The 22,031-nt window shown below is 42.0% G+C and carries 19 protein-coding genes; 14 read left to right on the top strand and 5 right to left on the bottom strand.

The annotated features are described in order from the left end of the window. Positions 1-12: 12 nt before the first annotated feature. The 3 genes from FTT64_RS00715 to FTT64_RS00705 all read right to left on the bottom strand — a co-directional run bounded on the left by FTT64_RS00715 (position 13) and on the right by FTT64_RS00705 (position 3,705). On the bottom strand, positions 13-1,473 hold the full coding sequence (locus FTT64_RS00715) for a DUF3375 domain-containing protein (RefSeq protein WP_180181950.1): 1,461 nt from the start codon (positions 1,471-1,473) through the stop codon (positions 13-15). A gap of 322 nt (positions 1,474-1,795) precedes the next feature. Then, entirely contained in the window at positions 1,796-2,785 is a 990-nt protein-coding gene (locus tag FTT64_RS00710) for an AraC family transcriptional regulator (RefSeq protein WP_104484309.1), read from the bottom strand. Further along, complete coding sequence (locus FTT64_RS00705; RefSeq protein ID WP_104988725.1) at positions 2,782-3,705, bottom strand: GGDEF domain-containing protein; 924 nt, start codon at positions 3,703-3,705, stop codon at positions 2,782-2,784. The genes FTT64_RS00710 and FTT64_RS00705 overlap by 4 nt, the downstream gene beginning before the upstream one ends. Before the next feature lie 405 nt (positions 3,706-4,110). On the opposite strand from FTT64_RS00705, the gene FTT64_RS00700 reads away from it, so the two are divergent. From FTT64_RS00700 to ribA, 11 genes are all read left to right on the top strand, one after another. Next, positions 4,111-6,483, top strand: coding sequence for a TonB-dependent receptor (locus FTT64_RS00700; RefSeq protein WP_257231835.1), 2,373 nt, complete (start codon positions 4,111-4,113; stop codon positions 6,481-6,483). A gap of 58 nt (positions 6,484-6,541) precedes the next feature. Then, positions 6,542-8,509 (top strand): phytase, encoded by a 1,968-nt coding sequence (locus FTT64_RS00695; RefSeq protein WP_180103422.1) that lies wholly within the window; start codon positions 6,542-6,544, stop codon positions 8,507-8,509. Positions 8,510-8,580: 71 nt separating this feature from the next. Next, positions 8,581-9,267 (top strand): protein TolQ, encoded by a 687-nt coding sequence (tolQ, locus tag FTT64_RS00690; RefSeq protein ID WP_180103423.1) that lies wholly within the window; start codon positions 8,581-8,583, stop codon positions 9,265-9,267. A 6-nt stretch (positions 9,268-9,273) separates the two neighbouring features. Further along, positions 9,274-9,720 carry a protein TolR gene (gene tolR, locus FTT64_RS00685; protein WP_005177325.1) on the top strand — a complete coding sequence of 149 codons (447 nt, stop codon included), beginning with the start codon at positions 9,274-9,276 and terminating at the stop codon, positions 9,718-9,720. After that, entirely contained in the window at positions 9,717-10,511 is a 795-nt protein-coding gene (locus tag FTT64_RS00680) for an energy transducer TonB (protein ID WP_180103424.1), read from the top strand. Before tolR ends, FTT64_RS00680 begins: the two co-directional genes overlap by 4 nt. A gap of 571 nt (positions 10,512-11,082) precedes the next feature. Then, entirely contained in the window at positions 11,083-13,236 is a 2,154-nt protein-coding gene (locus tag FTT64_RS00675; RefSeq protein WP_180181948.1) for a TonB-dependent siderophore receptor, read from the top strand. A 64-nt stretch (positions 13,237-13,300) separates the two neighbouring features. Further along, positions 13,301-13,912, top strand: a complete 612-nt coding sequence (locus tag FTT64_RS00670) for a DUF4198 domain-containing protein (protein WP_163145893.1) — start codon at positions 13,301-13,303, stop codon at positions 13,910-13,912. Between the two features lie 41 nt (positions 13,913-13,953). Further along, positions 13,954-14,238: a hypothetical protein gene (locus FTT64_RS00665; protein ID WP_168381324.1), complete on the top strand. Its 285-nt coding sequence runs from the start codon at positions 13,954-13,956 to the stop codon at positions 14,236-14,238. A gap of 3 nt (positions 14,239-14,241) precedes the next feature. After that, on the top strand, positions 14,242-15,801 hold the full coding sequence (locus FTT64_RS00660) for a PepSY domain-containing protein (protein ID WP_180181947.1): 1,560 nt from the start codon (positions 14,242-14,244) through the stop codon (positions 15,799-15,801). Then, complete coding sequence (locus FTT64_RS00655) at positions 15,798-16,079, top strand: hypothetical protein (protein WP_180181946.1); 282 nt, start codon at positions 15,798-15,800, stop codon at positions 16,077-16,079. Before FTT64_RS00660 ends, FTT64_RS00655 begins: the two co-directional genes overlap by 4 nt. Before the next feature lie 1,077 nt (positions 16,080-17,156). Further along, the gene (ribA, locus tag FTT64_RS00645) at positions 17,157-17,759 is read left to right on the top strand and encodes a GTP cyclohydrolase II (RefSeq protein WP_180181945.1); all 603 of its coding nucleotides are present in this window, start codon (positions 17,157-17,159) and stop codon (positions 17,757-17,759) included. Positions 17,760-17,883: 124 nt separating this feature from the next. Here ribA and trpA read toward each other — a convergent pair whose 3' ends face one another. Both trpA and trpB read right to left on the bottom strand, forming a co-directional pair. Then, positions 17,884-18,672, bottom strand: a complete 789-nt coding sequence (gene trpA, locus FTT64_RS00640; RefSeq protein ID WP_180181944.1) for a tryptophan synthase subunit alpha — start codon at positions 18,670-18,672, stop codon at positions 17,884-17,886. After that, positions 18,669-19,880 carry a tryptophan synthase subunit beta gene (trpB, locus tag FTT64_RS00635; protein WP_180181943.1) on the bottom strand — a complete coding sequence of 404 codons (1,212 nt, stop codon included), beginning with the start codon at positions 19,878-19,880 and terminating at the stop codon, positions 18,669-18,671. Before trpB ends, trpA begins: the two co-directional genes overlap by 4 nt. Positions 19,881-19,982: 102 nt before the next feature. Here trpB and FTT64_RS00630 point away from each other — a divergent pair, with 102 nt between their 5' ends. The 3 genes from FTT64_RS00630 (at position 19,983) to FTT64_RS00620 (ending at position 22,031) form a co-directional block, all read left to right on the top strand. Beyond that, complete coding sequence (locus FTT64_RS00630; protein ID WP_180027284.1) at positions 19,983-20,864, top strand: LysR family transcriptional regulator; 882 nt, start codon at positions 19,983-19,985, stop codon at positions 20,862-20,864. A 118-nt stretch (positions 20,865-20,982) separates the two neighbouring features. Next, positions 20,983-21,555 (top strand): nuclear transport factor 2 family protein, encoded by a 573-nt coding sequence (locus tag FTT64_RS00625; RefSeq protein ID WP_180022749.1) that lies wholly within the window; start codon positions 20,983-20,985, stop codon positions 21,553-21,555. After that, complete coding sequence (locus FTT64_RS00620) at positions 21,531-22,031, top strand: chalcone isomerase family protein (protein WP_005177287.1); 501 nt, start codon at positions 21,531-21,533, stop codon at positions 22,029-22,031. The genes FTT64_RS00625 and FTT64_RS00620 overlap by 25 nt, the downstream gene beginning before the upstream one ends.

Here is a 22,031-nt window from a genome sequence, read left to right as displayed (position 1 = left end):
CTCATCTCCCGTTTAGAGCACCAATTCATCTATAGTGTCTGGAAATAACGCTGCACTGAGATAATAGGTGGGAATGTTAGCTTGAACATAAGCTCCAGATTTATCCTGAAAATAGACTTGCTCTGTTTTCGGAAGTTGAGTTGCCTTAATTGCTTTGGCAATTCGTAAATAAGCAACAAGTTCTTCTAGCCCCGACTGTAGTGGATATTCACGCGTTAAATGTGCAATACTCATGACACCCTTTTCCTGCAATGTCTTATATACCTGTTCTGCAAGCTCGCGCACCTGAACACTTTCTAGATAATGGAGCATTTGATCACTGGGTTCTTTACGATTTTGCTGAAGCTGTACGCCACGAGTATCCATATGTTCATGCGGACTTTTGAGTAGCAACATCTCGGGTGAATTCACCACAGCAGACCCGGTATTTAAGACTGCTGTTAACTCAGTTTTTAGTTCAATATTTTGTTCTAATAACACAACAGCCTGTTTTTCTAACTGAGTAAGCAGCTGGTCAATCGTACGATTTTCTGATCCAGCCCCACTTTCTATATAAGCACGTAACCCTTCTTCTATACGGCGCCGCACATGAAAAACTCGCTCACTCTCTTTTCCAAGCTCACGCATGAGTTGGCCTAAATATTTTCTTTGTGAATCACTCAGGTGAGATGCTACCGGATATTTCAAAATAGCGCGCAACTGCTCTCGAAACTCAGTCGAGCGGTCTTGATCTTGGAGTAATTGACAAAAGCCATCAAATGCACTGCCCGCATCACTTTGGGCCAATAAGTGTTCTTTTTCTATTAAAGATAAAATCATGGCCCCACGGGACTGACTGCCTTCAATCATATCTAAGCGTAATGCTTTATCTAACTGACGGATTTCATCCTCAACCCACCTGAAATCACCTGTCAGTATGGAAGCTAATTGATATATTTCCCGGATTCTTTCTCTTTGCTCAGCCTCGCCTAATTGCGTAATAACGCCTGTCCGTAAATCGGCTATTTCTTTTTCAATCTCTAATTTTTTCTGCTCAAGGAGCTGAATACGCTCTTCCGGGTTTTCGCTGACTTTAGCAACGAAATCCCGAACAGCCTCCTGTACGATCCGAAGATGAGAAGCGGTAGTATGTGTTAAACGTTCATCTAATCCCTTGCAAAACCGTAATACTGTTTCGCTGACATCTGTTCTGCTGAGTTTTCCATCCATTTCTCTGAGCCACCCTGCAGTGATCCAGTGATGAAGATATTGAGAAGCGTTGGTATCTGTCTGCCAAATCCCCATTTCACGGCTATATTTGATAAATTCCTCCAATATATTCTTAGCATTTCCATAACTGACCTCTGCATTTTCTTCGAATAACTCTGTTATAAATGCCAAAATATAGGGCGCATTCTCCGCCCTTAGCAGCTTCCATACGGGGTTCTCATTATATAAACGCCGGTATTTGGCCTGTAGGCCTTGAATATTCATACCGTTGAATTCCTAAATATTATTTTTATTTATTGTACATTTTTTAATCTAAAAATCTTATCTGTTTAAAAGTATAACGACGTAATATGACGCTCAGAATCTTTTTTAGATACTTGATACTCAAAAAGTGTAACTAGGATACAGTCCAGTAGTTCTTGAGCTTTTTGAAAGTAAGATTTCTGAGCTATACAAGAAAATTTAATCTGTATAGCAGACTTAAATAATGGAAATTAAATTGCAACTCACTTGGAAATCCGAGACATCAATCAAGGCCTCAACTCAAAGCCGAAACCTGTCCCAGCTCTCTATAAAATCCTCTAAATCAGGATACAACCACATTACTCCAGCGCTTAAATGCCCTTCTAAAATTATGAATATCATTAATATTTAAATAGTCGGCGACCTGCTCATCGTTATAGGCAAATAAGGTCTTTAATTGTATAGACGTAAACAAACGGGCCTGATCCAGCATTTGCTGATAACTGGTATTATGTTTATTCAATCTTCGCTTAAAACTCGCAATACTGATTTGAAAATATTCTGCACATTCTTCCAGATTCGGTGCCTGATGAATGTTACGAATCAAAAAATGATGTACCTCTTGCAGAAAGCTCTGCTCCAGACCGGACTGTTGTTGCAGCACTTTCGCCTGATGATAGTAGGCTTGGCGCATCGCACTGGTTTGATAATTCTGTTTTTGTGTGCACTCCTGAATATCAATCTGTATGGCATTCACCAGACTGTTAAATTGAATATTCTCTCCCAGATGTTCCCAGAACTGCTCAATAAATTCCGGCTCTGCACCGACAAAGTGATAGTTCATCTTCAGCTCTTCTTGGGTACTATTGAGCAAAATTGTCCGGACAGCCGTCATGGCACTAATAACCAGAGAGGTGGCATGACGCTCCTGGCTATTTAGCCAGAACAGAATAATTTTATGATCAGAATAGTAAGCCACCGGCGTCAGCCAAGGGCTTAAATATATATGAAACTCGACATAGCGCTGTATCGCTTCTTTAATATTCTGGCTATACGCAATGGCATTTAAGGCCGGATGCGTTAAAGTTTCAATATAACGCTGACCAAATAAAAATTGCACTTCAGGATGCACAATACTCTCATGCAAATTCCTGATCATGTGTATCAGCTGTTCGACACTAACACACTGATTCACCGAGATCAGCCCCTCAATAAACACCGGTGTTCCTTTTAAAATACGGTTAGGATTTACACCGTACATCTCAGCTAAATCAATCAATAATGCAGGTGCCAGATAAGTCGGCAGAATCAACTGATCATTCTGATAGCTCATACCGACATCCTTGTTCTTAACTTGATAATCTGCTGATGTTTCATCTGTTTATATAATTTCTGGATTTCCGTAGCTGGGCTGTCTTGTTGAACTTCACTGATGGTATAGCGGCAGTCGATGTTAAATTTCTGAAAATCCTGATGTGTATAAAAAATTTGTGACTGAATACATTTCTGCAGTTCTCTGGCCATGATCTCAACCTGTGCATCAGCCAGATCCAGCAGCATCAAAATAAATTTGTCACCGGCCAAACGGCAGACCAGATCACACGGTCGGATATTCAGACTGATGGTTTGTGCAATGACCGACAAGACCTGATTGCCCGTATCAAAACCAAACTCTCTATTGATGGCGCTTAAATCTTTAATATTGATCATCATCAGATGGATATTTTTTGCCGAATGATGGCGCTGGTTAATTTCATGCTGTAATTGCTGTTTAAAGTATTGGGCATCTGCCAGCGGTGTAATCGCATCAAATAAACGGTGATCCCGAAATACATGCTCTTTGGTTTGCAATTTTCTGGACAAGACCAGCTGCTCTTTATGCCAGTTCACCATAGCAATGGTCAGCACAATAAAACCGATAGGGGTAGTAAAGGATTCCAGTAAATCATCCCAAACCAATGTTTTGGGGATGGCAATAAATTCATCCAGCACATCCATCCATAAAGCCAGAAAGACAAAGGTCAGTCCCCAATAAAAATATCGGGTCACATAGCCTCTTGGACGGCTTTTCAGAATGAGATAAATCCATAACAAAGTCAGTAAACATGCCAGCCCCTCCCCAATCACGTCAATCACCTGAATTTCACTGTGTGCTTTAAAATTTCCGGACAGCATAAAAAAAGCCAGACAGGCGATGGCCATGATCATCACCAGTAAAAAGTGCCGTGGATAGTAGAAGAATGGTTTTAGCATAGCCCGAACATAATTATTGTTTTCATAAGCTAATCAGTATTTGATGACAATTTCATTGCACTGAAATTTTCTTCAACCTTTCAAATTAGCTCACTATAAATTTAAAAAAGCCACTTAATTTCCTTTTAATTCTATAGTTCACATGCATTTAAGTCATTCGACATGAGGCTTGAAATTAATATCCCCCATCAAATTAGCTCAAATTGAGCTAGAAAACTTATTTTGCGAGATTTGGATTATCTCCTTGTCATCATTTAGTCATTGTGCATATTTAAGGTGCTCAACAAACAGCCATCGCGCTATTTGGGGAAATAACAAATGAGCACTCACTGCAGTAAGAAAAAATCACCTTTCACTTTTAAAGTCACTACCTTAGTTTTATGTATAACAGCTATTGGTCAAAGTATGGCTGCAGAAACAAAAACTGAATATGTTCGTGTTGTAGGTCAAGCAGCAAGTATTAATGAAGCCTTGAAAGAACAACGAAAATCAAACTCTATAGCTAGTGTAGTACATGCCGATGCTATTGCGAAGCTGCCAGATGACAACGCTGCTGAAGCACTACAACGTATTCCTGGTGTTTCTACAGAACGTGACCAAGGTGAAGGTCGTTTTGTGACTGTGCGAGGTTTAGGAGCTGATCTGAATACCGTCACTATTAACGGCACCTTAGTCCCAGCACCAGAAGCAGGACGTCGCGGTGTTGCGTTAGATGTCTTGCCAGCAGAACTTGTACAGTCATTAGCTGTGGTCAAAACGTTGACCCCAGATATGGATGCAAATTCACTTGGTGGAACAATTGAGGTAGAGAGTTTATCTGCTTTTGATCATGACGGTCTGTTCTATACTGCTGCGGTTGAAGGTGGTTATGATGATAAACGTGAAGAGTATAGTCCTAAAGTTTCAGGCGCAGTCAGTCAAAAGTTTAGTCTAGGTTCGGGTACTGACAATTTTGGTGTTGCGGCAGCACTTAGTTGGCAAGAGCGTACCTTTGGTTCAGATAACGTTGAAACCGGAGGGAAATGGGAGGATGGCCTGCTCGAAGAAACAGAAATGCGTCAATATGATATTGAACGTGAACGTCTGGGCGCGGGCCTGAATTTCGATTTTCGACCAAATAAGAACAGTGAATACTATTTACGTACCTTATATAGCCGCTTCCAGGACAATGAAACCCGTCAGGCTGCAGGTGTTGAATTTTCCGATCCGCTCGCCATAAATACACCAGGCAGTGCAGAAGTAGTTCGTGAACTGAAAGAACGTGAAGAAACCCAGGAAATTAAATCCTTTGTGCTAGGCGGTAAAAACCGTTTTGATCAGTGGACGCTGGAAGCTCAGCTCGGCTATAGCGAAGCCTCGGAAAAGAATCCGGGCGGTATTGCCGGTGCCGGATTTGTCGGTGAATTTGATGATCTGCAATATTCAAGCACGCGTATTCCTGTCGTGAAAGGCGCGGCCAGCTTCTATGACCCAAGCCAATATGAACTCGATGAAGTAGAATGGGAAAAAAGCACAGCCAAAGATAAAGAGAAAAATGCCAAATTCGATCTGAGCCGCGATTATCTGCTCAACGATTATGCATCTATCTTCAAATTTGGGGCAAAAGTCAGCCAGCGCACCAAAACCAATGATACTGAAATCTGGAAAGTTGAAGATTTAGACACATCCCCTGCCCATTTTGGTTCAAACGGTCATTATGAACTGGCACAGTTCGGCCCGACCTTGTCTAGTGGCCCGATCCATAACCAACTGGCCCAGCTCAACCTGAATGACTGGCGAGATGCTGAAGAATCGGTCATCAACGATTATAAAACTTCGGAAGATATTCATGCCGCTTACGTCATGAATACCATTGATTTTGATCGGTTACGGGTCATTGCGGGTTTACGCTATGAAGATACCGATTTTGAAACACAAGGCTATCGGATTCTGGACGGTGAAAGCAGCTCTGTTTCCACCCAAAATGATTATGATCACTGGTTACCGAGCCTGCATCTTAAATATCAATTAAGTAGTGATGCTATTTTAAGAGCCGCATGGACCAATACTGTGGTACGTCCAAACTTTGAACAATCCCGACCGGGAATTTATATTGATGGTGATGAAGCCGAGTTTGGTAATCCAAATCTTAAAGCGCTGGAAGCCTCCAACTTTGATTTAGGCGTAGAGAAATACTTTGGTGATGCCAGCGTAATTTCCATGAATGCGTTCTATAAAGATATTGATCACTTTATTTATAACGCTAACGTTGCAGGCACTGGTGACTGGATCGATTTTGATGAAGCCATGACTTTCAAAAACGGTTCATCCGCCAAAATTTACGGTGTAGAACTCGGCTATAGCCAAAAATGGCATAACTTCATCTTTGGTCTCAACAGCACCTTCAGTCGTGCCAAAGCCGATATTGATGGTATGGTCGATGGTGAATTGATGACCCGAACCATTAATTTCCCAAGCCAATCTAAAGTGGTCGGTAATGCCATGATCGGCTGGGAAAACGACCGTGTGGGTCTGCGTCTTGCCGCCAACTATAAATCCCGTTATCTGAATGAAATTTCTGGCATTGATGAGCCAGAAAAAGATTTATATACCGATGATCAGGTGTTTGTTGATTTGAGCGGTCATGTGAATTTTAACAAAAATATCCAGCTATTCTTTAATGCACAAAACCTGACCGATGAAGTGTATTACAACTATAACGGCAATCGTCATTATAACGCGCAATACGAAGAATACGGCCCGAGCTATAAAGTTGGTCTGAAATTCACACATTTCTAAGCCTTTAGCTCACCCAAAGCCACTTTGGCTTTGGGTACTTTTTATTTAGAGAAAAATCATGACAATGCTTTTTAAATTAAGCACCTTCTGTGCAGCGCTTGTGGCTTTATCTGGCTGCACCTCCTCTGCTCATACCCAAAAGAACACCATCAGCAGCCCGCTTCATCTGGAACAGACTCTTTCAGCATTGGATCAGCCTGCGCTGCCGGTGGAGCAAATTTTCAAGTTACCCATCACCGTCGAAGATGCACATTGGATTGAGATTGATGGTTTAAATGCTCAAGTGCTCACCAGCAGCAAAACCCAAGGCCTAAGCCTGTGGAATTCAAATGCCCAACGTGTACAGCATATTCCCGGCTCGTTCAGTAAAATTGACTATCGCAGCATTGGCCAACAGCTGATTATCCAGACCACTGATTTACTTCAGCAGCGACCGGTCATTTTCCGTTTTGATTTAAACACCGGAACCTGGGCAAAGCCTGTCTATCTGGCGGCCCGTAGCTTTAAAACCGAAGATAACTGCCTGTATCTCACGCCTGATCAATCTTTATATAGCTTTCTGGTGGGAGAAGAAGGTATCGGGGAGCAATGGATGATTCAGTCTGGAGGCTCAAACCAGATTAGCCCTCGTTTTATTCGTAACATGAGCCTGCCACCCAACAGTGGTTTTTGTGTGGTAGATGACCATCAAGACAAACTGTATATCAATGAAGAAGATGTGGGCATTTGGGCCTATGAGGCAGATCCTGAAGCAGATCTGATCCGCTATCCAGTAGATTTGAATCATCCGTATGGATCAATTCTAGGCAATGTTAGCGGACTAAGCTTGATCGACAATGCACTGGCAGCAATGGATGAATCCAAAGCTGTGCTGTACCGCTATCGCATTGAGGGTACTTCATGGCACAAATTACCTCCACTCTCTCTACAGAATGTAGATGAGCCTGAACGTATCAGCCTGAAAGGTACCCAAGACCAGAAACAGCTGTTACTGGTTGATGATCAGATCAAGCTATTGAACATTGACTGGACCACGCAAGCCCTGCCTCCTAAAAAAGCAGGCTTAGCCATTCCGGCAGATGTCGAAACCGATTTGGTTCCAAGCCGTGGTGATGCGGCTGATGATCCCGCAATCTGGGTCAATCAGGCTAACCCACGTCTGTCACGTGTGCTGGGTACAGATAAACAAGGTGGCCTTGCGGTCTACGACCTGAACGGGAAACAGCTGCAATACTTAAAAGTCGGCCGTCTGAATAATGTTGATATTCGACCGAATTTCAAACTGGGGCAACAGACAGTCGATTTAGCCATCGCCACCAACCGCGATCAGAACAGCCTTCACCTGTTCAGCATCCATCAAAAAACTGGACAGGTCAAAGATTTAGGAGAACTGCCAACAGATCTCAATAACATCTATGGATTCTGTATGTACCAGAACCGGCAAGGTGAAACCTTTGCCATTCCAAACGATAAAAATGGCACTTTTGTGCAATATAAGATTCAAAGCAAGGCAAGCGGCCTGAGCGCAGAGGAAGTCCTTAGGTTTAAAGTATCTAGCCAGCCTGAAGGCTGTGTGGTGGATGATGAACATGACCGGATCTATGTCGGTGAAGAAGCAAAAGCGGTGTGGACCACCAGGCTGGATGACCCTAAACAGATTCAGCTACAACCGGTGATTACTGTTGGGGAACAGGTCAAGGCAGACATTGAAGGACTGGCCATTTATAAAGGTCAAGTACGTGATTATCTGGTCATTTCCAGCCAGGGAGATGACAGTTATGTTGTGGTCGATGCTGCCGCCCCTTATCAGCTGCGCGGGAAATTTAAAATCTCGGCCAATCTGAATCACGAGATTGATGCGGTCTCTGAAACGGACGGGCTTGAGGTGACCTCAGCCAATCTGAGAGGTATCTGGAAAAAAGGTATGCTGGTGGTTCAGGACGGACGTAAGCGTATGCCAGAAGGCAATCAGAACTACAAATATGTGGCCTGGGAAAAAATTGCACAAGCCTTGGGTCTGGAATAAGCCCTTGCCTCAGGTACAGCCTACGGCGCTGTACCTGTGTTTCATCTAAGAATAATTTTATTGAGGTTTTTATGTCGAATCCATCTGCAGCACAGCTTTCAGTATGGGAAGTGATTAGCCATGCCAGTCTGCTGGTTCAAGCAGTAATGCTGATTTTATTACTGGCATCCATTATTAGCTGGTATGTCATTATCAAACAGAGTATTCGTCTGCGTCAGGAAACAGCTGCGAATAAAGTCTTTTTAAGCCAGTTCCGCCAACAGCCTTTTCCGCTTGCCACAACCGAACCATCCGAGCCGAAATCAGGGGGGCTTGGGCAGATCTATCAGGCCGGCCTGGATGAATTTCATACACTTCAACATACCAGCACTCGCCTCTCCTCGGCAGCGGTAACCGATCAAGTTGAACGACGTTTGCTCACCAGTGTCAGTGAACAGGAAGAAAAGCTGGAAAAGCACCTGAGTTTTCTGGCGACTGTGGGTTCAGTCAGCCCCTATATCGGTTTGTTTGGCACCGTCTGGGGCATCATGAATTCTTTTATTGGCCTGTCTCAGCTTGAACAAGCCACCCTTTCCGCTGTCGCACCGGGTATTGCGGAAGCATTAATTGCCACCGCCATTGGTTTATTTGCAGCCATTCCTGCGGTGATTGCCTATAACCGCCTGAGTGCCCGTGCAGAAAAAATTTCTAATAGTTATTACAGTTTCGGCAATGAATTACAAACCCGAATGCTGCGTTTTTTACAGGCAGGGAATTAATACCACATGCAGAAACGTCAGAAAAAGCACGCACTCAACGCAGAAATGAACGTTGTTCCCTATATCGACGTGATGCTCGTGCTGCTGGTGATTTTTATGGTCACTGCCCCCATGCTCACCCAAGGCATAAAAGTGAACTTGCCGAATCTGGAGGCTGAAACTCTGGTCACCCCCAAGGAACAAAAAGTCATTACTATTTCGATTCAAGAAGATGGCCGCTATTACTGGAATGTGGGAGAAAGTGTCGATACTACACAAGTCACCGATCGGGCAACGAGTCTCACAGAAATGAAAGAAAAATTATCTCCACTGCTACAAATCCATCAGGATATTCAGGTGTTTATTCGTGCGGATCGTAGCGCCAATTATGAGCTTGTTGCACAAACCATTGGATTGCTACAACAAAGTGGCGTTGAGCAATTGGGCCTAGTCACCGAGGAGCAGGATCAGTGAAAAGCATATCACGGATCAATCCAGCCACTGCTGTCGCTTTCTCTGTGACGGCTGTATTGCATGCCACCCTGGTCTACAGCGTGTTAAACCAGAATTTTGACAGTCCCATCCAAGAAGTCACACCCAAGTCGGTACAGGTTAAATTTATACAGCTTCCAAAAGCTGACATATCACCTCAGCTCCAACCTGAACATGCGCCAACTCAAGAACCAGCTCAATCTCAAGTAATGCCCCCAGTCGCTGCACCAGTCCAGTCCGCGCCAACTCAACCCGTTCAGCCGGTTAAAGCGAAGCCAGTTTCAAACCAATCTGCCAAAGCCAGACCAGAGCCAAATCCTCAACCCAAAATCGCCAGCTCACAAGCAATGACAGATCATACATCCACCACCATGCAAACTACTGCAGTAGTGACGCATGAGGCTCCTCCTGCACCGGCCCAGCCTGCTGCGACCACACAGCCGGCGCCATCTGTCAGCAAACCGATAGTGGCGGAAAATACACAACCTCCGCCTGTATTTGATGAAAAAAACTATAAACCGATTTCAAAAGTGAAACCGGATTACCCAATGCGAGCTTTGGAGAATGAATTGGAAGGCAACTGCACGGTCGAATATAGCGTGAATACTCAAGGCCAAGTGATAAATCCTAAAGCATTAACAGACTGTGATCCGATATTTGTGCGTCCTTCACTCAATGCAGCCCGGCAATTCAAATACCAACCACGGATCGTCAATGGTCAGGCTGTTGAAGTTGCTAAAATTAAAAATACCTTTGAATACCGGATTGAATAAAGATGCTTAAATAGGCTCAGTTCTTTGTATGGTCTATCTTTATGAAACCATCTAGGTCACTGGATTATCTGTCATTCATAAGGGCTGATATGAGTAGCTCAAAAATGAAGTCATCTCGATGCGAACAGGAACTCAGGTGGTTGAACTGAAAAATGGCTGACAGCAATATGACACCAATCCTGTTCACCAGAGCAAAACTTTGATAAAGAAGCTTTGCATTATCCCCGATCATTGAATTGAGGTCATCTCTTATAGACTAAGATGCAAAATACCTCTTCTATCCCCCAATTCTTATTCAAAAGCCAATCACTTAACACCAGAACATCCAACCAGAATATTTAAAAGAATATATAGCGATATCTGCAACATGATCTGGCCAGAAATAATTAATGCAGTAACTCCTTATTATTCATCACAATAATTAACTTCTATCGCACACTTAAGCGCACGACCTCCTAATTTCTCTATGATTTATTCATCTTTCATTCATATTTCCTATGGATTCAGGATTGCTTTGCAATAAATTAACAAATAATATTTATGATAATTATTATCATTTTCATTAACAAAAATGTCCTACATCGTGCACCCATCCTTCAAGCTATCTTTGCTAAGTCTTGCAATTTTAGTGAGTCAACAAGGCTTTGCAGAAGATACGCAGCAGCTCGCCACCATTACCATGACCGCTGAACCCGCTAAGGCAGATCAAAGTTCTGAACACACTCAACGTTATATAATTCAAAACTCTGCAACAGCCTCCAAGCTCAATATTCCGCTCAAAGAAACCCCACAAACGGTCAACGTGGTCACGCGCCAGCAACTAGATGACTTTAGTCTGAACAATACTCGCGATGTCCTGCGCAACACCCCCGGTATTATGGTGAGCAATCAGGAAACGGAACGAACCTCTTACCTCTCACGCGGCTTTGAAATTTCCAATGTGCTGGTCGACGGCGTTGGGCTGCCGCTTGAAGGCTATAATTATAATAATGACAATCCGGACAGTTTTTTATTTGATCGGATTGAAGTCGTTAAAGGTGCCAATGCCTTGAATAATGGGATTGGCGATCCGGGTGCAACCATTAACCTGATTCGAAAACGCCCGACTCAGGACTTTCAGGCAGCACTCAATGCCAGTTACGGTTCATGGAATACCCAGCGCTATGAAGCCGATGTATCCTCCGCCCTGACGGAAGATGGCAGAATCCGAGGGCGGCTGTTTGGTTATCAGCAGACGGGTGACAGTTATCTGGACCGTTATAGCTTGGAGAAAAACGGTGTCGGGGCTGTTCTAGAAGCAGATTTGACTGACTCCACCCTGTTCACCGCCGGTTATACTGAAACCCAGCATCAACCGAATAACGTGAACTGGGGTTCCAATCCGCTCATCAACACCGAAGGCAAACAGCTTCATTATTCACAACATTATAATTACAGTCCGGACTGGGCCTATTGGGATAGCAATATTAAAAACTATTTTGCCGAGATTGAGCAAAAACTCGGGGGTGACTGGACGGCCAAACTCAGCTATGACGAAAAGCGAACAAAACGGGATGCAAAACTTTTATATCTTTCAGGCCGGCCAGCGGCTGATGGCACATCAGGCGTGTTTCTCTATCCGGGCATGTATCTGGATGACAATAAACAGCAGCAAGCCAGTCTGAGTTTCAGTGGTACTTATCCACTCTGGGGACAACGTCATGAAGCATCTGTCGGGTATATCTGGGTAGAAAACCAGCTGGATGAACTGGGTTACGGAGGTAGTTTTGCTCAGCCTTTCACCACAGATTTAGCCAGTTTTACCCCCGAAGAACCGAGCTGGGATCTATCGAAAACCAGTGGGGAAATGCATATCCGGCAGAAAAATCAGAGCCTGTATGCCGCCACTCGTCTACATCTGAATGATGATCTCAAAGTACTGCTTGGTGCCAATTATGTACAAGCCAAAAGTACAGGTAGCAGTTATGGGACCGACACCATTTATGATGAAAATAAAGTCCTCCCCTATGCCGGCCTGACGTATAACTTCAGTCCTGAATATACCGGCTATTTAAGCTATACCTCCATTTTCCGTCCGCAAACCAGCAAAGCGGCAGATGGCAATCTCAATAAACCGATTGAAGGTGAAAGTTACGAAGCCGGCATTAAAAGTTCCTGGTTAGATGACAGACTGACTGCCACCATGGCCATCTTCAGGACAGAGCAAAACAATTATCCGCTACGTGACTCTGATGGTATTCCGACGTTACGCAAAACCCAGGTCAGCGATTTACGTTCTCAAGGGTATGAATTCAGCCTTGCCGGACAGTTAAGCGATCATCTCAATCTCAGTTTTGGTTATACCCAGTTTAGCCTCAAAGATCTGATCAACGGCGGAGATGCCCGTACCTTCAATCCGAACCAGTCTTTTAATCTGTTAACAACCTATCAGGTACCGCAAATTCCAAAACTCAAACTGGGCCTTGGGCTGCAATGGCAGGATAAAACTTATCTGGAAGTACCTGAAACAACCACAAATGGCGTGACCCAGCAAGCGGGCGTGATTGAACAGGATGCGTATGCACTGGTCAATCTGATGGCCAGTTATGAGCTGAATGAACATATCATCCTGCAGGCCAACGGAAATAATCTGACCAATGAAAAATACCTGTTCAATTTCCCGAACCAGCAAGGCTTTTATGGTGCTCCCGCAAATTATAGCGTTGCGGTGAAATTCAAATATTGATTACTCCCTTGGCCTTAAAACTTTTTCAGGACCAATCCTTTTATTTAAAAACAGGTAAAAACACATGAAAAAAATGATAGCGTTGACAATGGGATTGTCGATGAGCTTGTCTGCTCAAGCGCATATGCTGTGGCTTGAACGTGGCCCAAATGCTCAAACCTATGCCTTCTTTGGTGAATACAGTGAACAGCTGAAAGAAACTCAGGAAGGTGCCTTAAAGTCATTCAATCAAGCTAAAGTGGTTCAGGCCAAAAAAATCTTCAGTCCTCAGCTTCAGCAGGATCATCTGGTCTACGCCACGCAAGATCAGGCTGATGTAAAACTCAGCCATGAACTGATCTATGGTGAATCTTTACTGAGCTACCATGCTAAAGCCGGACGACAGAATCTGAAAGCCGAATCCGAGCTGGATATTATCCCCGCCCAACGCAACAGCAATACCTTTACCGTGCTGTATCAAGGCAAGCCCGCGGCTGATCTGGAGGTTACCGTCTTTTCTCCTCAGTATTGGCTGAAAAAATACACCACCAATAGCCAGGGACAAATTACGGTTGCTACGCCATGGAAAGGTCAGTACATGCTTGAAGTGGCAAAAGAATTAGATCAAGCAGGCACCTTTAACCAGCAAGCCTATAAAAAACAATATTTTGTCACCACGCTCAGCTTTGTGCATTAAGCCACTCATTTTTCTTGTCGAGATGCAACTAAAGGTCCTCTATGATTTCGATTTCTGTGATTCAGCCCCTCGCTGTCCTGTATCGCCTGGGGATATGCTTTGGGATGGGCTATCTAGGCAGTTACCTGATAGCACGTGATCTGGCTTATTTTTTACAAGCCTATTTCCCCAAAGCCGAATCGGTCTATCTGGCGGCCTTTACTGCACTGATTTTTTATATCTGCTTCGTGATTGGAACCTTCTGCATTCAAAGTTTAAAAAAGCTTTCTGTATATGGCTTGGTCCCCATCATCCTCTTGTTTATTCTCTCGCACTTCACAGGTTAAACCATGCATAAATCTGTCCGTCAATCTATGGCATGGCTGCATTCATGGCTGGGGTTAAGCTTTGGCTGGCTGCTTTTCGCGATCTTTTTAACCGGTGCAGTGACCTATTATCGTCATGAAATTACCATGTGGACGCAGCCACAATTTGCCTCAATGCAGGTAAATCAGGACACCGCGGTCAAAACGGCCTATCAATATTTACAGCAACATGCAGCAGATGCGCAGCACTGGTACATTGGCGTCGCTCATCCCGCCGCGCCGGTCAATAAAATCTATTGGCAAACACCCGATGGCCACTATGAAATGAAAACTCTAGATGCCTCGACGGGCCGTGAATTAACCCTTTCAGCGACACAAGGCGGAGATTTTTTCTATAATTTTCATTTTCAACTGTATGGTATGCCCTACACCATCGGGCGTCTGATGGTGACCATTGCAGCATTCATCATGCTGATCACCCTGATTTCAGGAATTATTACCCACAAAAAAATCCTGACCGACTTTTTTACCTTAAGGGCCTTTAAAGGACAACGATCCTATCTGGATTTTCATAATGTCAGTTCGGTAATTGCACTTCCCTTTTTCCTGACTATTACCTTTACCGGATTGGCGATTTTCTTTTATATTATCCTGCCGTCTGGTATGAAAAAGTTATATCCGGAACATCCTTTTCAATATTTTGAAGATATCCAGACTGTAAATGGATCAGCTATTTCTACTGCGCCTGTCAAAAGCAACATGCTGCCTGTTCAGCATTTTACTACGACGGTACAGCAGCATTGGGGGAAGACGGAATTTGAGAGCATTACCGTTAAACAGCCCAATACCCAACTAGCACAAATCATCTTCACGGAACTGAAAGATCATTCTATTACCCGAAATCAGGCTCAACTCGTATTTAATGCCACCACAGGTAAACTGCTAAAAAACACACGTAATGACAGTGCAATTGCCACTTTAAATGCCGGCGTGTATGGCTTGCATATGGCACGTTTTGCTGCCCCCCTGTTACGGTTGGCTCTGTTTTTTTCCGGCCTCTTAGGTTGCGCCATGATTGCATCCGGTTTACTGCTCTGGAGCCTGAAACGTCAGATGCAGAAAAAATCCGCACGTTTTCATCTGGGATACTATCTGGTTAACCGTTTAAATATCAGCATGATCCTTGGCCTTCCGCTGGCCATGCTCGGCTATCTCTATGCCAATCGTTTTGTCAGCATCCCTGCAGGTGCACCGAATTATGAAATTTATAGTTTTTTCAGTATCTGGATTGGCAGTTTCATGCTGGCCTGTTTAACACCACAGCAGTATTTATGGAAAACCCAGCTCAAAATCCTGATTGGGGCTGCGTTTATGCTTCCGCTGATTGATATGTATTATCTGGTTTCGCAACACGATATTGATTCGTTTAAAAGCTACTGGCCATTTTTACGTATTGATTTGATGCTCTGGCTATTGGCACTGCTTTCTTACTTTTTACACCAGAATATTTACCCTATTCAGCAAAAGGCGGTCCGTAAAATCCAGACCAAACTCAAAACTGTGCAGCAAGGATCTTCATCATGATATGGATTGCAGTAATCGGACTTCTCTGGCTGGCCTGTTTTGGTTTTTATACCGTCAGTGAAAAACAGATCATAAAAACCAGAACCTCCAGATATGCCCTACTTTCGGCATTTCCAGTCTTGGTTAAACTCACGTCAGGCACTATTTTATGTATGGTGATGTTGCTCTTAAGTACACAGTTTAGTGAGAGTATTAGCTTCATTGCGCTCTGGGTGCTGCTGAGTCCGGTACTTTTTGTTTTTATTTTAAAAATTAATCATTTAGGGAAAAAGTTATAATTTTGGGGTTTAATTATAAATGGCTTGGTTACATAAAGATTTTAAAATTAAAGTTCCCTAATTAATAAGCTTGAAGTGTTTATATATTTATTACTCTGTTTTGCTTTTATACATAGACTATTTAATATCTGAAGTTTTTCAGATGATTTATCTTAAAGATAACAAAATTAAAAAAAATATTGTTCATAAGAAAAAATAATACCCCGAAGGAGAGCCAGATTTACGGGCATTTTTTCATGTCCGAGATGTTCGGTAAGTTCGGCATTAAGAGCCGTTTCAACAGTGAGTTTGGTCAACAATCGGGTGAATTGGTTGAGATCGTCTTCTGTTTTGATTCCTTTAGCAAATTCAGGCAATTACACAATTTAATTTACAGGCTCGAGTGAGGGGGAGGCTTTTTGGAGAGTGCAATCTAAATTTTCAGATAAAGTCATAAAAAATGAGCGTATTGGCATACACTCATTTTTACTACATTTTGCTAATGTTTGCTTAACTGACTGACATTATCGACACGGACACATTATATCCTTCATATAATTAGACTCAGATTTGTTCTGCGCCGAGTGTAGTTGTATTGACCCAACCTAGAATTTTCGCCTGATCGTCCGAGGTTAATGTATTGCACCGACTTAAGCGATGCCCATCTTAGATCGATTCAAATTCATATAGCTCCCAACGTCGACGTAGTAGCCTTATCTTTTATCAAATACATTCTTGTAAAACAGCAACTTCTACAACACTTTTACTTTCAGAAAGCAAAAGAATCATTTAGGTACGTTGCCTTTCACGCGAATGTTTTGCATGCTTAGTCAAAAAAATGAGTTGTTCTTGCTGTTCTAGGCTGAGTAGGATAGAAACAATGCGAGGCATGTGTGAACATTGGCTAACTAAAAAACTTTTCCACCTGGTTAGTTGTTTTTGTCAACTTAACATTTCACAAAAAATTCACTATTAAATACATACTCTTTAATCAGAAGTAAAACGCTGAAATTTATAATTGTAAAAAATTTAGCCGATGCTTTTAAGATAGATTAAGTAAATCGTATCAAATATAAATTTATATAGGTGTATTCTTCAATGGCTATAGAATTTGTTTCAAAATCAAAACTACCTACTGCATTTGGCAATTTTGAAATTATAGCATTTCAAGACCAAAGTACTGGTGAAGAACATATTGCTCTTGCCAAAGGCATGAATACTATTTCTAATCAACCAGTACTTGTTAGAATTCATTCAGAATGCTTAACAGGTGATGCTTTTGCTTCACTGAAATGTGATTGTGGCCCCCAATTACATTCAACCATGAAAATGATTAATGATGCAGGTCAAGGTGTGATCTTATACTTACGCCAAGAAGGTCGCGGCATAGGACTAACCAATAAAATTCGAGCTTACGCCCTTCAAGACCAAGGACATGATACTCTTGACGCCAATTTATTATTAAATTTACCAGCAGATGCTCGTAAATATGATATGTGTACCATTATGTTAGATTATTTAAAAATAAAGAATGTAAAACTCATTACAAATAATCCCCTTAAAATTAAATCTTTAACTGATTTAGGAATTAATGTTGTTGAACGTATTCCATTAAAAGTTGGTTTGAATATCTTTAACAAAGCTTATCTAGAAACAAAGCAAAAACGTATGTCACATCTGTATGATAATAGTGATTTCTAAAAAGCGATCACTTTCGGTAAAAAATCACAGACAAAGTTCCATCTCCCTTTCGGGAGAAGGCCAAGAAAAAATATTGTTTTATATTCAATTATGGTTTTAAAGTAGATTTATGAAAGGTGCCTGACTATTCTTTATTTTGTCTCAGTATCTGTGCAAAAACCGTCACTTTTTCTAAAGTCGCATTCATTCCCTTATTAAAAAAAGTATCGACAAGCGCTGAGCCAATGATAATAAGATCTACTTTATTGGCTAGTGCTTTAACATGGCTTTCATTTTTGATCCCAAAACCCATTGCAACAGGAATATTAAAAATCGGCTTGATTTCAGCAATCTTTTTCTCAAGATTAGCCAAATTTAAGTCTCCTCCTGTTAAGCCATTTTCTGCAATATGATATAAAAATCCTGTCGCGCGTGCTGAAATTTGCTCTAACCTTTCAACTGGTGTCGTCGGCGCGGTCATTGCAATTAAATGCATATTTTTTTCATTTAAGTGCACCTCAAATTTTTCTCGATATCCATATGGAGCATCTAAAATCAATATTCCATCTATAAGATTTTCTGTTTCGGTGATAAGTTTCTCAAAACCATATTGTATCATCGGATTTAAATAAGTCATGAAAATTATTGGTGTCTGGTCATCATGCAGTCTTATTGCTTTTACCAACTCAATGGTCTGTTTTACCGTTTGACCTGCATCTAAAGCCCGAAGATGCGCTGCCTGAATGATCTCTCCATCTGCTACTGGATCAGAAAATGGAATACCCACTTCAATAATGTCAGCCCCTGCTTGACCCAATTGGCTTAACAAACGACAACTTTCTGTAAAATTAGGATCTCCAGCAGTAAAATAACAGACCAGACCGCTTCGATTTTCCAGTTTCAATTGCTCTAATTTTTGATCTAGACGGTTCATGCTGTAGCTCCTGCAAGATATTTTTTGACCGTGTTTAAGTCTTTGTCACCTCTGCCACTTAAATTGACAATAATGATCTGTTCTGGCTGCATTTCTTGTGCAAGTTGAATCGCATACGCAATTGCATGAGAACTCTCAAGCGCAGGAATAATGCCCTCCTGTTGGCTTAAAAGCTGAAATGCATTTACCGCTTCTTGATCGGTGATCGCCGTATATGTAACACGTCCTGTTTCAAACAGAATGCCATGCTCAGGGCCAATACCAGGATAATCTAAGCCGGCCGATATAGAGTGTCCTTCTAAAATCTGCCCATCTAAATCTTGTAATAAATAGGTTAAATTGCCATGCAGCACACCGACTTGACCTTTGCAAATAGAAGCGGCATGTTCATCGCTATTTATTCCTTTTCCACCTGCCTCAACGCCAAACATTTTGACATTCAGGTCTTCTAGAAAAGGATGCATCAACCCTAATGCATTTGATCCCCCACCCACGCAAGCAACTAGAGCATCAGGCAGTTTATTTTCTTTCAGGAGTATTTGATTTTTGGCTTCTAAACCAATAATTTTCTGAAATTCTCTCACCATGGTGGGATATGGGTGAGGGCCTGCACCCGTACCCAATAGGTAATAGGTTGTATCCACATGACGAATCCAGTCACGTAATGCTTCGTTCATGGCATCTTTTAAAGTCCCACGACCCTTTTGAACACTTCTGACTTCAGCACCGAGTAATTTCATGCGCTCAACATTCATTTGTTGGCGCTGAATATCTGTTTCTCCCATAAAAATGGTACATTTCATCTTAAACAGCGCGCAAACCGTTGCTGTTGCAACACCATGTTGCCCAGCACCAGTTTCTGCAATGATTCTGGTTTTCCCCATAAATTTGGCTAATAAGATTTGGCCTACACAATTATTGATCTTATGCGCACCCGTATGGTTCAAATCTTCTCGCTTGAAATATATTCGAGCGCCGCCTGCATAAGCTGTTAGGTTTTTTGCATAAAAAAGAGGACTAGGACGACCAACAAAGTCCGTTAAAATCTGCTGATATTCAGCCCAAAATTCAGGTTTGTGCCGAACATTATTAAAGGCTTGCTCTAATTCTTGAAGTGCTGGCATTAAGCTCTCTGGCATGTAACATCCGCCAAATTTACCAAAAAATCCTAAGTCATCAGGACCATTACCTGTATAAGGGGTTGTCATCTCATATCTCTTTTACTATCAAAACTTGTTCGATCTTAAAATATTTTCATTTTGATGATAATTGATATATTTTGAGCTTATGGTGTTAGAAAATTTTACAACATGAAACGCAGAACATTACCTCCTCTTAATGCTTTAAAAGCTTTCGAAGCTGTCGCCAGAAATAAAAGTTTCAGCTTAGCTGCCGAAGAATTATGTGTCACCCATAGTGCGATTAGCCATCAAATAAAGCAGTTAGAAGAATGGTTGGATAAAAAATTGTTTATTCGACATTCCTCGACCATCTCTCTGACGGCGGATGCCGAAGAATTATCGCTCGTTTGTATGGAGTTTTTTAATCGTTTAGAACAATGCGTCTTTGAGTTAACAAATAAAACTTCAGAAGTAGAAGTTGTCATAGGCGCTTCTCATAGTTTTATGGCAAATTGGCTGATTCCTCGATTAGAAAAGCTCGAAGTCATTTATCCCAATATCCATATCAAATTAATGACATGTAATGACTTAAGATTGTTAGAAAAAGAGAAAGTTGACATATTTATCAATAGCGTCAGTGAGCATCATCTACTTCCCAACTTTTTGAATAAATATCTGTTATTTCCCGATAACATGGGTCCTATTTGTAATCGTGAAATAAATCTTCTTCATTCCGTAAATGATCTTTTAAACTATCCATTACTTCATACCCACTCAAATAAAAGTGCATGGCATACATGGTTTGATCAGTTTCAAATAAGCTTTTCCCCAAAATCCAATGACCGTTATTTTGATAGTCTGAATTTAATGATAGAAGCTGCCGTGTCTGGGTTAGGAATTGCCATAGCACCTCAAATTCTAGTAGAAAAAGAAATGTTAAATGGAAAGATCATTGCCCCTTTTGGTTTTATCTATTGTGACTATAATTTTTATGCAATGGTCAGAAAAAATAACGAAAATCGTGATGTTATGAATATCATTGATTGGTTAATGGCCGAAGAAAAAAGTTAAACATTTAATCTTTGATTTGAAAAATTCTATTCAATTGCTCATTTATAACGTCTATTTCACATTCTGTTCACGCTGTGCTGCCTAAGGTATAAACATACACTTCATACGGACACTGATGATGAGACTTGTAAAAACACTAATTGCTACAGCCTTATCCTTGCCGCTTCTGTTGTTAGCCGGATGTAAAAGTATTCCCAGTTATTCAGCCGATTACGCCCAATCCAGAAACAGTATTCAGGGGATAGCGCTGGATCAGGCTAAAGCTCAGGATATCGGCCTCCGCTTTACCTCAGCCTTTAATACCTTGGGCACACCTGAATTCGTTGAAAATGCTGGAGCACTGTATGCCGACCAGCTGTTTATTAACGATACGCTATCGCAATTTTCATCCCGTCAAAATCTACTCGAGCACTTTCAAGGCATGAACAAACGGGTCAGCAAGGTCAGCGTCAAGCTGTTAAACGCTTCTTATCATCAGGACTCTGCCTATGTGCACTGGCATATGGCCTATGATTTTAAATTGTTCGGCACGACCCGCAGTATGGACTCTTACGGTATCAGTGAAATCAAGATCAACGAAAACAAGAAGATTATTTTCCAGCAGGATTTCTGGGACCCTGCGAATGGCCTGTACCGTTCCCTGCCTTATGTTGGAGGGGTCTACTCATGGCTACTGCCTTTCAAAAAATAGCGATTAGTACAGCGTTAGTGATGGGATGTAGCTTCTGTCCATGGGCACAGGCACAAAGCCTGAATCAATGCGGCAATGGTCCGCTGATGGTGGGTCAAAAACAGGTCGGTATGGCCAGTTATTTTGCCCAAAACTGTAGCCAGTCCTGGGAAAAACAAAATATACAGATGGACTTTTCCTATACACAGAATATTCCGGAATGGGCATTTAAGCGTGCAGCCACACATTTACTGAAACGTAATGTTAAAGACGCAAAAATACATGCTCTATTCAACCCAATCACCGATTTGTATCGTCCGGTCAGATCAGGCGACCTCTACCGTTTAAAATACAACCATGCTACACAGACCCTGAGCTTATCTTTGAACCAGCAAAGTTTAGGGCAGCTTAAACATCCTCTGGCACAACAATATTTTAATATATGGCTGGGTCCCCAGCCATTTAGTGCTAAATTAAAACAGCAATTATTAAATTAG

This window comes from Acinetobacter sp. Q186-3, from assembly GCF_013420655.1.
In the GTDB taxonomy this organism is placed as follows: Bacteria; Pseudomonadota; Gammaproteobacteria; order Pseudomonadales; family Moraxellaceae; genus Acinetobacter; species Acinetobacter indicus.
This window is presented reverse-complemented; position numbering and strand designations above follow the sequence as displayed.

Bases quoted from the DNA above. Each gene is read 5' to 3' on its own strand.
- FTT64_RS00620 (WP_005177287.1), top strand. From the start codon at position 21,531: ATGGCTACTGCCTTTCAAAAAATAGCGATTAGTACAGCGTTAGTGATG.
- FTT64_RS00625 (WP_180022749.1), top strand. From the start codon at position 20,983: ATGAGACTTGTAAAAACACTAATTGCTACAGCCTTATCCTTGCCGCTT.
- tolR (WP_005177325.1), top strand. From the start codon at position 9,274: ATGCAGAAACGTCAGAAAAAGCACGCACTCAACGCAGAAATGAACGTT.
- FTT64_RS00660 (WP_180181947.1), top strand. From the start codon at position 14,242: ATGCATAAATCTGTCCGTCAATCTATGGCATGGCTGCATTCATGGCTG.
- FTT64_RS00665 (WP_168381324.1), top strand. From the start codon at position 13,954: ATGATTTCGATTTCTGTGATTCAGCCCCTCGCTGTCCTGTATCGCCTG.
- trpB (WP_180181943.1), bottom strand. From the start codon at position 19,880: ATGACAACCCCTTATACAGGTAATGGTCCTGATGACTTAGGATTTTTT.
- FTT64_RS00655 (WP_180181946.1), top strand. From the start codon at position 15,798: ATGATATGGATTGCAGTAATCGGACTTCTCTGGCTGGCCTGTTTTGGT.
- FTT64_RS00695 (WP_180103422.1), top strand. From the start codon at position 6,542: ATGACAATGCTTTTTAAATTAAGCACCTTCTGTGCAGCGCTTGTGGCT.
- tolQ (WP_180103423.1), top strand. From the start codon at position 8,581: ATGTCGAATCCATCTGCAGCACAGCTTTCAGTATGGGAAGTGATTAGC.
- FTT64_RS00700 (WP_257231835.1), top strand. From the start codon at position 4,111: ATGGCTGCAGAAACAAAAACTGAATATGTTCGTGTTGTAGGTCAAGCA.
- trpA (WP_180181944.1), bottom strand. From the start codon at position 18,672: ATGAACCGTCTAGATCAAAAATTAGAGCAATTGAAACTGGAAAATCGA.
- FTT64_RS00630 (WP_180027284.1), top strand. From the start codon at position 19,983: ATGAAACGCAGAACATTACCTCCTCTTAATGCTTTAAAAGCTTTCGAA.
- FTT64_RS00670 (WP_163145893.1), top strand. From the start codon at position 13,301: ATGAAAAAAATGATAGCGTTGACAATGGGATTGTCGATGAGCTTGTCT.
- FTT64_RS00715 (WP_180181950.1), bottom strand. From the start codon at position 1,473: ATGAATATTCAAGGCCTACAGGCCAAATACCGGCGTTTATATAATGAG.
- FTT64_RS00675 (WP_180181948.1), top strand. From the start codon at position 11,083: ATGTCCTACATCGTGCACCCATCCTTCAAGCTATCTTTGCTAAGTCTT.
- FTT64_RS00705 (WP_104988725.1), bottom strand. From the start codon at position 3,705: ATGCTAAAACCATTCTTCTACTATCCACGGCACTTTTTACTGGTGATG.
- ribA (WP_180181945.1), top strand. From the start codon at position 17,157: ATGGCTATAGAATTTGTTTCAAAATCAAAACTACCTACTGCATTTGGC.
- FTT64_RS00710 (WP_104484309.1), bottom strand. From the start codon at position 2,785: ATGAGCTATCAGAATGATCAGTTGATTCTGCCGACTTATCTGGCACCT.